This is a genomic window from Orenia sp. (genome assembly GCF_055140805.1).
In genome coordinates this window covers 1-13,482 of sequence record NZ_JBSQYM010000147.1, presented here as the reverse complement: position 1 = coordinate 13,482, position 13,482 = coordinate 1, and the positions used below count along the sequence as shown (strand labels likewise).

Here is a 13,482-nt window from a genome sequence, read left to right as displayed (position 1 = left end):
TATGAGAAACGTAAGCGAAAAACAACTTTAGACAGATTGATGGAATATACTATTCCATTGACTAATTGTCAAAATTCGGCTTAAGTTAACGCGTATGAATGAAATATAAAAAATCGGTTGTCAGGAATCTGGAATCAGCATAATTCAGAGCTTTCTGATTCTAGATTCTTAAAATTGTATCTTTAGCTATAACTAGTGTTAATCACAAAGTTCATTGTTGAAGCATTTTATTGTATAAATATGTGAATTCAAACTGAAACTTAATGGATATATTGGGACTGTTTTAGGAATCAGGAGTCAGAAACCAGTTATCAGTAAAACAGACTGATTCCAGATTCCTGACACGAAAGTGTACCATTATCCCTATATAGCATTATCGCTAAATTTTATTCTAGATTCACGAACCTATATAATCAAACAACTATATAAAACTCAACATTTTCATCATAATTTAAAAATAATAATATCATTTTTATAAAATAAAGACAAAAACTTTATATTTTTATAAATTTATTAGTATTTATCTTCTTTTTCTATTAATATTAGCAGGTAAAATCAATCTTTTATCTAATATAATATTAAGACCAGAGACTTTGTTCCCAAGATACATTACCCAAGCTTTAGAAAAATTAACAAGGGGGATTGAAATGAGGAAGAATAATATTAAAAAAAGTATAGGTAATAGGATAATATTAACCTTATCATTAGTTTCTATAGTAGCTTTTGTTTTAATTGCTTTGATTTCAAACCACATTGTAAGCACTAGGGTCTTTAATTTGGTTGATAATGATACACTTGAGAGTGTAGAAAGAAATGCTACTTTCTTAGAGAACTGGTTTAATGAAAGAAAGAGACAGATAGAGAGTTATGCAGCTATCCCAGCTTTGAAGAATTTAGAGGCAGATAAGAGTGAATTTCCTAGAGCTGCCTACTTTGTAGCTAAGAGACTACAAAAAGATCAAGGTATCTTTGAAGAGATTTTTGTAACAAATAAAGCCGGATACACCTATGGAGCTGATGCTAATGTAACTGAGTATGATTTAAGTGGGAGAGCTTACTTTTCAAAAGTAATGAAGGGTGACACAGTACTCTCTAAACCATTGATTTCAGTAGGTACTGGAAATGCTGTTGCAGTCTTGGCTACCTCTATTAAAAATCCTGAAGGTATCTTTAGTGGGCTGTTAGGAGCCACATTAAATTTGAATAATTTAAATAAAATTATCGCTAATTTTAGGGTAAATCATGAAGATTCATATTCTTTTATAGTATCTAATGAAGGTCAAGCTATTGCCCATCCTAATCCTGAGTTTATATTAGAGGGAAATTTAAAGGATATTCCTGGTATTAAAGAGGTAGCAGATGATATCTTAAACAATAGTTCTGGAAGGGTTAATTATACCTTTGAAGGTGTTAATACTTATACCTATTTTGCTGAAATTCCAGGTACAGATGGTTGGAAGCTACTAACTAGAGTACCAAAAGAATTTATTTATGGACCTATAAATAAAGTTAGGAATAATTTAATTATTATGCTAGTCTTTACATTATTGATTCTAATTGGTGTTGGTCTTTACTTAGGTAGATATATAAGTAAACCTTTTAAATCCTTAACAGCCTATAGTAAAGATATTGCAGATAAGGACTTATCTAAATCTTTAGATAAGGATTTATTAGATAGAGATGATGAGTTTGGTATCTTAGCTCAATCTCTTAATAAGATGAATATAAACCTTAATGAGATAATCAATAATATAACATTAGATGTAGAGAACCTATCAGCCTATAGTGAAGAGTTATCTGCATCTGCTGAAGAGGGAAATGCTACAATAGAGAATAGCAATAGCTTAATTGAAGGCATTTCAACTGGGATCCAACAGATATCAGTAAATATAGAGGAGGTAGCTTCTCTTTCCCAACAGGTTAATTCTCAAGTAAATGTAGGTAATGATAATATTAGTGATACCAATAAAAGTATTGAAGAGATTAATAAATCAATTCAAGATACCGTAGAAATTATTACTGGATTGGATAATAACTCTAAAGAGATTGGTAAAATAGTTGAACTGATTACCAACATAGCAGAACAGACAAATTTACTGGCCTTAAATGCAGCAATTGAAGCAGCTAGAGCAGGAGAACATGGTAGAGGTTTTGCAGTTGTAGCAGATGAGATTAGAGACTTGGCAGAAGAGACAGCTAAAGCAACCGATGATATTGCTACTCTGGTTAAAAAGACCCAACAGAGGTCAGCCAAAGGTATTAAAGCTGTAAGAAAGACTGAAGAAATGGCAAAAGAAGGTAAAAACATTGTTCAAAAAACAGGAAAAGTATTTAAGGAGATTGAAAAATCTATAGAAGAGACCACTACTCAAATCGAGCATACTGCTATAGCTTCTAGTAATTTGGCTCAAAATAGTGATGGTGTGGCTAGTGCCTCTAATGATATTAAGAGTATGTCTGATGAAATAAATCACTCATCACAAGAATTAAATACAATGGCACAGAAGTTACAAGATTTAGTCAGAGAATTTAAATTATAAAATAGAACACCCACTTGATAGCTCTCAAGCGGGTGTTCTTTATTTAATCATCTATATTTTTATAAATTTAAACATTATAGTTTATGCGAAGATAGCCTAAACCAAATCTATTAGCATAAACTCAGCACCTACTTCGGTACCTATGCTCAACTCAAACTCCTCCCTTATTCTTAAACTATCACCTCGACTTAAATTATAATCTTCATTTATAAGCAATTCTCCTTTAATCACAAATAAATAGAGCTTACGCCCCCAATCATGGCGATAAGTAATCGATTCTCCTGCTTCAAAAACACTTAAATATAAGTCAATATCTTGGTTAATCTTAATAGTTCCTTCCTTATCATGGCCTGAAATTACAGGAAGGAGGCGATTTAACTGATCCTTTTTGCCAAACTTTCGCTTTTCCCAGCTAGGCTCTAAATTCTTTACTTCAGGCTCAAACCAGAGTTGTAAAAAGTGTACGGCCTCATCATCAGAATAATTATACTCTAAATGTTCTATTCCAGTCCCAGCAGTTATCCTCTGTACTCCTCCAGCTTCAATCAAACCATTATTACCCAGACTGTCTTGATGACCAAGCACACCATCTATAACATAAGTAACAATTTCTATATTATTATGAGGATGCATTTCAAAGCCTTCCCCTGCTTTTATAATATCATCATTCAAAGCACATAAGCTTCCAAAACAATAATTATTAGGGATGCAATACTCCCCAAATGAAAAACTCAAATTACTCTCTATCCAATCTCTTTTAACTCTGTAACGATTTTTTGATGGAATTACTTCAATCACACTAATCGCCTCCTTTATTATTAATTTATCCCTTTTAGTAAATTTTCATTAATTAAGCTACTTGTAATAAAACTGATACAATAGAGAGATATTGTGACACTTTCGTGTCGAGTGTGAGCTATGAGTGTGAGTGTGTGTAAAACTTCTTTTTATTGGGGGTTACTCACACTCACACACCCACTCACGCTAATTTTAAAAGTGTCGTAATATCCCTATTAACAGACACTACCTCAAATTCTAATTAATATAACAACTAATTATAGCAAAATTAAATAAAATTCTATTTTACTGTTGACATCACCAAATATACCCTATATAATCATTATAACAAAACTAAGTAATTCCTATCGGAATACAAGGAATTAAATAAGTCATGTAACGGAGGTAAGTTGATGATTGAAATCAAAGAGATTTATAAAAGCTTCAAACAAAAAGATGGCTCACAATTGACTGTACTTAATAATATAAATTTTACTATTAAAGAAGGAGAATTTATATCTCTATTGGGTCCTTCAGGTTGTGGAAAGTCTACCCTATTAAATATTGTATCTGGCTTAGAAGAAGCAAACTCTGGTGAGATACTTGTCGATGGTACTCCTATTGAAGGTCCAGGTTCAGATAGAGGGGTCGTCTTTCAAGAATCGGCACTCTTTCCTTGGCTTAATGTATTAGATAATGTTAAATTTGGCTTAAAGAATAAGAAGATAACAGAGGATGAAATCAATGAAACTGCATTAAAGTACATAAAAAAGGTACATCTAAGCAAATTTAAGGAATCTTATCCTCACCAATTATCAGGAGGGATGAGACAAAGGGCTGCTATTGCTAGAGCATTGGCTATGAATCCGAAGATATTATTGATGGATGAGCCCTTTGGGGCCTTGGATGAACAGACCAGAATGATGCTCCATTATGAGTTACAAAAGATTTGGCTAGAGACAAGAAAGACGATTCTTTTTGTAACCCATAATATCAGAGAGGCTGTACAACTATCTGATAGAATCATTGTCTTTGGTACACAACCAGGTAGAATCAAGGAAGTCTTTGAAGTTAAAGCAGCAAGACCTCGTAGTAAAAATAAAGGGTATCTATTAGAACTAGAAAATAGAATTTTAGATGTATTAAAAGAAGAGATAGAGAAAGTAATGAAGGAGGAAATGGGTGATGAATACCACTTTGAAGAGGGGTCTCTTCCTTGGGATCCTGATCGTAATATGGGAAGTCATATATAAGTTACAGATCTGGCCACCAATTCTCTTCCCATCACCAATACAGGTTGGGGAGACATTATATTTAGGAATTATCGATGGTTCTTTTATCACCTCTTTAGGAGATAGTTTTAAGAGATTATTAATTGGCTATGGTCTTGCTTTAATCATTGGTACTGTCTTGGGGCTAATTATAGCCTCTTCTAAATTAATGGAGGATACCTTAGGGAGCTTAGTATTGGCTTTACAAAGTGTCCCTTCTATTGTCTGGCTTCCTTTAGCCATCTTATGGTTTGGGATGGGAGAAGCAGCCATTATCTTTGTAGTAGTCTTAGGCGGTACTTGGAATATGGTAATTAATGCTTCCACTGGAATTAAGAATGTCCGCCCTCTCTTGCTTAAAGCTGCTAAGACTATGGGAATTACAGGCCATAACCTATTCTTTAAAGTCACTATTCCAGCAGCAATCCCACACTTAATTACTGGAATGAGACTATCTTGGGCCTTCTGCTGGCGTGCTTTGATGGCTGGAGAGCTATTAGGTAGTGGTAATGGCTTAGGACAGATTCTAATGTGGGGGCGAGAGATGGGTAATATGAGTATGGTAATTTCAATTATGATCATTATTGCTACTTTAGGTAGCTTAACTGATGGAATCATCTTCAAACCTCTAGAAGACAAGATTCTAGAGCGTTGGGGACTAGTAAAGAGATAGTGATGAGTTATGAGTTATGAGTTACGAGTAAAGGAGTAAAGGATAAAGGCTTTATAATATTTTAGACTTTACTGCTCACTCGTCACTGAATTTAAACAAGGAGGAAATAACAATGAATAAAAAAACTATATTAATATCAATTTTATTAATCAGTATCTTGGTGATTACTGGTTGTGGAAATAAATCTACAGATACAACGGCTAAGGTCAAGGAGATTACTATCGGTTACTTCCCTAATCTAACTCATGCTCCAGGAATTGTAGGGGTAGCTAATGGTAGTTTTGCAAAAGAATTTGATGGAATCAAGATTAATGTTAAAACCTTTCCAAAGGGTTCATTATTTATGGATGCTATGGCGACTGGTCAAGTTGATATCGGTTATGTAGGTCCAGGCCCTGTCTTAAATCGTTACTTACAAGGTGCAAAGGTTAAAGTCTTAGCCAGTGCCAGTGTTGGAGGCAATGTATTAGTAGCTAATGGGGACAGTAAAATCTCCTCCCCTGCTGATTTAGCCAATAAAACTATTGCTACTCCTGGCTTTGCTTGTAGCCATGACCTCTTATTAAGAAGATTCTTATGGGATAACAAGCTGAAGATGGAGAAACGGGGAGGAAATATCAAACACATTTTACAAAAACCAGCTACTATGATGGGACTCTTTAAGCAAGGGCAGATTGATGCTGCTGCCGTCTCAGAACCTTGGGCTGCTGTGATGGAAGAGAAGATTGGTGCTAAAATCTTAGTAAATTGGGATGAGATGCCTTGGGGTGGTCAAATGCCAGCTACTGTCATCGCTACTACCGATGAATTTGCTGAAAATCATCCTGAATTGGTCAAAAAGTTCTTAAAAGTAAATGAAGAGACTATCAACTTTATCAAAAATAATCGAGCAGAAAGTTTAAAGCTAATGCAACAAGAGATTAAGAGAATCACTAAACAAGAACTAGCTATTGATATCTTAGATAGAGCCTTAACTCGAACTAAACTCACTTCTGATATCGATCCTCAAATCATCCAAGAGTTTGCTAATATCTCTGGAGAATTAGGTGCTATTAAAGGAAGTACTGATATCACAGGATTGGTTGATACATCTTTTCTAGAAGCAATTAAATAATGATAAAGAATAATAACATTATAATGTAGGGACTGGTCGCGACCAGTCCCTACTCAATTAATTTTAGATAACAACACCTCTCAATTGAAATAAAAAGGAAAGGAAGATAATTATGAAAATCGCTAATAACATCTTAGATTTAATCGGTAACACCCCTATTGTTAAATTAAATAGAATAGTCCCTAAAGATGTTGCTGATCTTTATCTCAAGCTAGAATATTTCAATCCTACTAGAAGTGTAAAGGCTCGCCCTGCCTATAATATGATTAAACAGGCTGAAATTGACGGTCTTCTCAAAACAGGTGGTACTATTATTGAGCCTACCAGTGGAAATACTGGAATTGGTTTAGCAATGGTCGCAGCCGTTAAAGGGTATCGAGCTGTCTTGGTAATGCCTGCATCAGCCTCCCAAGAGAGAATCTCTCTGATGAGAGCCTATGGTGCTGAGGTTATCTTAACCCCTGCTGATCAAGGAATGACTGGTGCTGTAAAAAAGGCAGAGCAGTTATTAACTAAGTTGAAAAACTCTTTTATGCCTAATCAATTTACTAATCCTGCTAACCCTAATGCTCATCGTCATACTACAGCTAGAGAGATAATCAATGCCTTTGATTCTAAGTTAGATCTTTTTGTCAGTACTGCTGGAACTGGAGGAACAGTCTCAGGTACTGGTGAAGAGTTAAAAAAAGAGATAGATGATCTCAAAATCTATATCGTAGAATCAGAGAACTCCCCTGTTATCTCTGGTGGACAGTCAGGAAGTCATAAGATCCCTGGAACTGGTCCTGGATTTATCCCAGAAACTCTAAATAGAGATATCTATAATCGAGTTTATCGAATTGATGATGAAGATGCTTTAGAGACAGCTAGATTATTGGCTACTAAGGAAGGAATCTTGGTTGGGCCCTCAGCAGGGGCAGCAGTCTGGACTGCTATCCAAGCAGCTAAAGAGCTTGGAAAAAACAAGACTATCTTAGCCATGGCTCCTGACACAGGAGAGAGATATTTAAGTACAGACTTATTTTAAAAGTCTATATAGGTTCGTGAATCTAGAATAAACTTTAGCCATAATGCTATACTTTCGTGTCGGTGTGAGTGAGTAGTTTGAGTGTGTGTGAAGTGCCTTTCTATTGAATTTCACTCACACTCCCACACCAACTTACACTTATAAAAAGTATCGCAATATATCCATTAAGTTTCAGTTTGAATTCACATAACTATAAATCAAAAAGCTACCTTGAAGGCAGCTTTTGATTTATTTATCTATTTACTTACCTAAAAAACCCACTATTATTGCTATACAATCCTATCTAGCTAAAAAGAGGCATGAACAAGAACAATAAAATAATTAACCATAATAATTCATTATCACCATAGTCACCCATTATCTATCCCCCCTTTTCTCTCAATTTAATATATCATATGAAGTAGAAGATAATATTGTTAATTATAATAGACTGACATCCCAATTAAAGTATATATGATATTTTTTTAAAAGATAAAATACTCTAATAATATTTTAATATCAGAACAAAATAATAATATTATTCATCTTTCTAGAGACTTAATATAGACTCAATCAATTTAAAATTATAGTAATTATTTTTAATTATAAAAAGGTAAATAAATGCAACTATCGAATATATAATATAAAACTTATGTAATTGATAAACTTTTATGGAGTTGATAAATTATGAAAAATAACAACATATTATTAGAAAGTGGAACTGGAGAGTTAGAAGTATTAAAGTTCAAAGTTAAAGGAGTATTTTATGCTATCAATGTAATTAAGGTCAAAGAGATTTTAAAAGCCAAACTGGAATCCATTCAACCACTTCCATCACAACCAAAAGCAGTAAGAGGAATAACTAATATTCGCGGAGAAGTTATTACCCTAATTGATTTAAGAGAGTATTTAAGCCCTGAAATTAGTTACAACGAGAATGAAAATGAACTTCTAATGATTTTAACTGAGTTTAATAACATTAAACTCCTTTTTGCTGTAGACCAAGTAATAGGAATCTCTAGATTGAAATGGAGTGATATTCAAGAGCCAAATAACCTAATGGGTAATTTAGTCAATGGAATTATCAAATCCGAGGATCAGTTAGTTAACTTTCTTGATTTTGAAACAATACTCACAAATATCAAACCTGATATGGCAATGAACATAAGTAATTATGAAGTTGATAAGACCTTAAAAGAGAAGAGAAGAAATGTTACTTTAGCCATCGCTGATGATTCACCAACTATTCGAGAAATTTTGAAAAAGACACTCTATGAAGCTGGCTATGAGACTTTAAGAGTTTTTAATGATGGGCAACAGCTCTTAAATTATTTACAAGAACTTAAGGATAAAGAAAAAGATGTCTCTTATTACATCCAAGGAATTATAACCGATATAGAGATGCCTAAAATGGATGGACATACTCTTGTTAAAAATATCAAAAATGATAAGACCTTAAGAGAGATTCCTACATTAATTTTCTCCTCCTTAATCACTGAAGATCTAAGGCATAAGGGAGATGCTGTTGGAGTAGATGAACAGATTAGTAAACCAGAGATTGAAAACCTAATAAATATTTTAGATGATTTAATCTTATAATAAAGACTATTGATTAAATTAATATCTATCAATTAATAAGAGGAAGGGATATCCCTTCCTCTTATTAATTCTATCTATTCAATTCCTACTACTTCATATCCTGCCTCTTCAACTGCTGCTGTCAACTTAGCATCAGCTACCTCTGCAGACAGCTCAACGATAGCTCTATTCTCATCAGCACTCACATCAGCTGATTTTACCTCAGCAATTGCCTCTAGCTCTTTTTGTACACGCCCTGAACAATGTCCACAACTCATTCCTTCAATTCTGATAATCTTTTTCATAGACTTCTCCTCCTTAAAATTATTAGCTTCTTTATCTTTATTATCTTGAACAGTAGTAACTTTATGCTTAGGCTCAAATTTTTTCAACCTTAAAGCATTTGTCAATACTGATACTGAACTCATTGACATTGCTGCTGCTGCAATCATTGGATTGAGTAATGGTCCTCCAAAAAGATGTAATAGTCCAGCAGCAATTGGAATCCCTGCACTATTATAAGCAAAGGCCCAGAAGAGATTCTGTTTAATGTTTCTGATTGTTGCCTTACTTAATTGGATGGCTGTCACTACATCCATGATATCATCCTTCATCAAGACTATATCCGCACTCTCCATTGCTACATCGGTCCCAGAACCGATTGCTAAGCCTACATCTGCCTGTGCCAAAGCTGGTGCATCATTGATACCATCACCAACCATTGCTACCTTCTTACCACTACCCTGTAGCTTCTTGACCTCACTGGCTTTATCCTCTGGCAAGACCTCAGCTCTAACTATATCAATCCCAACTTCTTTAGCAATAGCATTGGCTGTACGCTGATTATCACCTGTAATCATTGCCACTTCAATCCCCATCTGATGAAGGGTCTTAACTGCTGTTGCACTACTCTTCTTAACTGTATCAGCAACGGCAATAATTCCAGCTAACTCTCCATCGATTGCCATAAACATCGGAGTTTTACCCTCATTGGCTAATCTATCAGAATCCTCTTGCAAGGTTATCTTTATATTTTTATCATCCATTAACTTTCTATTTCCAAGTAGAATAGTCTTATCTTCTATCTCTACCTCAATTCCATGACCTGGTATCGCCATAAAGTTATCAAGATTCTGAAACTCTACCCCTACTTCTTGGGCACCTTTAACAATAGCCTCACCTAGGGGGTGTTCAGAACCCTTTTCTGCTGAACCTGCTAATGCTAATATCTCTTCTTTAGAATATTCATTGACAGTTAGCACATCGGTAACCTTGGGCTTTCCTTCAGTAATAGTTCCTGTCTTATCAAAGACAATAGTCTCTATTTGGTGAGTAGTCTCTAGAGGAACTCCTCCTTTAATTAAGACTCCATTCTCTGCCCCTTTACCTGTACCTACCATAATCGCTGTTGGTGTTGCCAGTCCTAAGGCACAAGGACATGCAATTACCAAAACTGAGATAAAGATAGTCAAAGAAAAGACTGCCCCTGCTCCTGCCAAGTACCAAGCAACTCCTGCTAAAATAGCAATTCCAATTACTACAGGAACAAAATAGCCAGCAATTATATCCGCCATCTTAGCAATTGGTGCTTTAGATCCTTGAGCTTCTTCTACTAACCTGATAATCTGAGCTAAGGCTGTATCCTTTCCAACTTTAGTGGCCTTAAATTTAATCCTTCCATTCTTATTAAGTCCCGCCCCAATTACCTTATCACCAACCTTCTTCTCTACAGGTATACTCTCTCCAGTTAACATCGATTCATCAACAGCAGTATGCCCTTCAACGATAGTACCATCTACGGGGATCTTCTCTCCTGGTTTAACCAAGATAATATCTCCTACCTCTACCTCTTCAATAGGAATCGTCATCTCTTCACCATCATGGACAACTGTAGCAGTTTTAGCTTGCAAATCCATTAGCTTCTTAATCGCTTCTGAAGTCTTTCCTTTAGAGACGGCTTCTAAGTACTTGCCTAATAGAATTAGAGCAATAATAACCCCTGCACTTTCAAAGTATAGACTCATAGCATAGCTTGTATCTCCACTGGCTATTCTAAAGACAGCATAAATACCGTAAAGAACGGCTGCCGAAGTACCAATAGCTATCAGCGAATCCATATTAGGATGCCCTCTAAACAAAGATTTAAAACCGACAGTATAGAACTTATAACCTGCTACCATCACTGGAATAGTTAAAATTAGCTGTACCAGAGCAAAGTTCAAAGGATGTACTGTTGGCTCTACAAACTCTGGCAGTGGCAAACCTAGCATATGCCCCATGGCAATATATAACAATGGAATTGAAAAGATAGTAGCTATGATAAACTTTTTCCACAAAGTTTCTATCTCTTTATTCTTCCTTTCCTTATCGGCATCTACTCGCTCACTTGCCTCTATCTCTAGAGGCTCATATCCAGCCTTAGTAATGGCATTTTTAATCTCTGAAATCCTAGTCTGGTGGGGATTATACTTAACCAGTGCCTTCTCTGTGGCAAAGTTAACATTAACATCTTCGATTCCTTCTAACTTCTTAACCTCTTTCTCTACAGCAGCAGCACAACTGGCACAAGTCATGCCACCAATAGGTACATTTATCTCTCTTAATTCAACCTCATCTTCAACACCATAACCAGCATCTTTAATTGCTGCTTTAATATCATCTAATGTAGAAGCTGAAGCATCAAATTCTACATTTAACTTTTCAGTAGCAAAATTGACATTTGCTTCTTTGACACCAGCTACTTTATTTACATTCTTCTCTACTGCAGCTGAACAACTAGCACAACTCATCCCTGTAACCTTAATTGTCTCTGTCTGCAATGCTTTCCCCTCTGACATTCTTACCCCTCCTTATATTCATTATTTCCTTATTACTAAGAAAGTATTTTTTATTAATACCCCCTGTGGGTATCTCTTGGTTATAAGAGTATCATATTTAAGCCTAACTGTCAAGAGCAGAGAGAATATTATATAATAACACCTATTTAAGATTTAGAGTTAGATAAAATAGAGAGAGTGCGACACTTTCGTGTCGAGTGTGAGCTATGAGTGTGAGTGCGTGTAAAACTTCTTTTTATTGGGGTTTACTCACACTCACACACCCACTCACGCTAATTTTAAAACTGTCTCAATACACCTATATAACGTCATAGTTAAATTTTATTCTAGATTCACAAATCTATATAAACAAATAGCTTTGAATTTTAACTATTAAGGAATTTAATAATTAGCTTAAATTAAAACAGAGGAGGCTAATATTAGCCTCCTCTGTTTTAATTTATACCACATTGTGTAATCGTTCAACCTCTTCAATCCTATCTAGCCTCTGATTAAAATATTCTCTAGCCATCTCAAACTTCTTTAATTGCAACAAAGAACTAGCTTTATCTCCATAAATCTTCCATTCCTTACTATATGTCATCTCTAAATTAGAGTATCCCATAAACCCTAAAACATCTTTAAGAGGATATCCAAAAAAGATACCGATTTCATGGGGAAAATCATCACTTTTTAACCTTTTAACCAAAAATTGTAGATATGATTTCAAATTATAATTTTGGGGGTATCCATGATTCTTTAAAAATTCTAGAACTTCTGGCTTGCTCAATTGTTGGTCTAAAGCAGATTCATGATAAAATAGAACCTGTTTACGACCAATCTTTTGCTTCAACTCTATCATTTTAATTTCATCATAAGCTAAAATTGTACTTTTACACCTACTCCAAAATTCAGGGTTATTAAACCTAATATTTCTTAATTCAGCTGGCTTTGCCCCCATAATCGTTGCTCCAATATTCTTTAATACACATCTAATACAATCTCTAAAATTAACTTTACAATTATGATTTAACATCTTCATAGCTCCCCCTTAAATCTAAATCTTATAGTGCTCTAGCCCACTCTTTAATTAAAGTTTCAGCTTCAACCGTTATTTCCCCATCCCATTTAAAACCTGATTGAACTAACTTAGCACCTCTTTGCTCTAACTTCTCTTCTAATATATCTACCGCTTGGCAGAACATCTCACCATAAGCTGTATCTCCTGGTCCAAAAACGGCAGCTTTCTTTGTTGATAAATCAACTTGCTCTAAATTGTCATAAAAATCATAAAAATCATCTTGTAATTCTCCCGCTCCCCAAGTAGATGAACCAAATACAATTAGGTCAAAGTCTTCTAATACTCCTACATTTACATCTATAACATTTTCAACAGTAGTCTCGTAACTAGTGCTTAGTATCTCTTCTACCTTAGTTGCTAAATCCTCTGTATTTCCCATAGTTGAGCCATAAACAATAATCGCTCTCTCCATAATTAATCTCTCCTCTTCAATTTTTTGATTTTATTTAATCTCTGTACTATTATTATGTAATATTATAAAAACAGATATTGAAAACGATTTTCAATATCTGTTTTTATAATATCATCCATGTAAATGAATGTCAATATCATTTTGAATGATAACTAAGAATTTTCTTAAAAAAGAGAATCTAACAATCACCTTTAAACCTGTCTCTTATACACAT

The 13,482-nt window shown here is 34.6% G+C and carries 10 protein-coding genes; 6 read left to right on the top strand and 4 right to left on the bottom strand.

Annotated elements, in window-relative coordinates; translation table 11 throughout:
• Positions 1–647: 647 nt before the first annotated feature.
• Positions 648–2,540, top strand: coding sequence for a methyl-accepting chemotaxis protein (locus ACTCDL_RS12780; RefSeq protein ID WP_463177293.1), 1,893 nt, complete (start codon positions 648–650; stop codon positions 2,538–2,540).
• A gap of 96 nt (positions 2,541–2,636) precedes the next feature.
• On the opposite strand, the gene ACTCDL_RS12775 is transcribed toward ACTCDL_RS12780, so the two are convergent.
• Positions 2,637–3,338 carry a pirin family protein gene (locus ACTCDL_RS12775; RefSeq protein ID WP_463177290.1) on the bottom strand — a complete coding sequence of 234 codons (702 nt, stop codon included), beginning with the start codon at positions 3,336–3,338 and terminating at the stop codon, positions 2,637–2,639.
• Between the two features lie 392 nt (positions 3,339–3,730).
• On the opposite strand from ACTCDL_RS12775, the gene ACTCDL_RS12770 reads away from it, so the two are divergent.
• From ACTCDL_RS12770 to ACTCDL_RS12750, 5 genes are all read left to right on the top strand, one after another.
• Complete coding sequence (locus ACTCDL_RS12770; protein WP_463177287.1) at positions 3,731–4,570, top strand: ABC transporter ATP-binding protein; 840 nt, start codon at positions 3,731–3,733, stop codon at positions 4,568–4,570.
• Positions 4,503–5,261, top strand: coding sequence for an ABC transporter permease (locus ACTCDL_RS12765; RefSeq protein ID WP_463177284.1), 759 nt, complete (start codon positions 4,503–4,505; stop codon positions 5,259–5,261). The genes ACTCDL_RS12770 and ACTCDL_RS12765 overlap by 68 nt, the downstream gene beginning before the upstream one ends.
• Before the next feature lie 112 nt (positions 5,262–5,373).
• A complete protein-coding gene (locus ACTCDL_RS12760) occupies positions 5,374–6,375 on the top strand; it encodes an aliphatic sulfonate ABC transporter substrate-binding protein (protein ID WP_463177280.1) in 1,002 nt (333 codons plus the stop codon).
• A 112-nt stretch (positions 6,376–6,487) separates the two neighbouring features.
• The gene (gene cysK, locus ACTCDL_RS12755; RefSeq protein WP_463177277.1) at positions 6,488–7,402 is read left to right on the top strand and encodes a cysteine synthase A; all 915 of its coding nucleotides are present in this window, start codon (positions 6,488–6,490) and stop codon (positions 7,400–7,402) included.
• A gap of 666 nt (positions 7,403–8,068) precedes the next feature.
• A complete protein-coding gene (locus tag ACTCDL_RS12750; protein ID WP_463177274.1) occupies positions 8,069–8,980 on the top strand; it encodes a chemotaxis protein in 912 nt (303 codons plus the stop codon).
• Positions 8,981–9,054: 74 nt separating this feature from the next.
• Here the strand turns inward: ACTCDL_RS12750 and ACTCDL_RS12745 are convergent, their stop codons facing one another.
• The 3 genes from ACTCDL_RS12745 to ACTCDL_RS12735 form a co-directional block, all read right to left on the bottom strand.
• Complete coding sequence (locus ACTCDL_RS12745; RefSeq protein WP_463177271.1) at positions 9,055–11,796, bottom strand: heavy metal translocating P-type ATPase; 2,742 nt, start codon at positions 11,794–11,796, stop codon at positions 9,055–9,057.
• 439 nt (positions 11,797–12,235) lie between these two features.
• Complete coding sequence (locus ACTCDL_RS12740; protein ID WP_463177268.1) at positions 12,236–12,811, bottom strand: DUF3793 family protein; 576 nt, start codon at positions 12,809–12,811, stop codon at positions 12,236–12,238.
• Between the two features lie 28 nt (positions 12,812–12,839).
• The gene (locus ACTCDL_RS12735) at positions 12,840–13,268 is read right to left on the bottom strand and encodes a flavodoxin (protein ID WP_463177265.1); all 429 of its coding nucleotides are present in this window, start codon (positions 13,266–13,268) and stop codon (positions 12,840–12,842) included.
• Between the last annotated feature and the right edge of the window lie 214 nt (positions 13,269–13,482).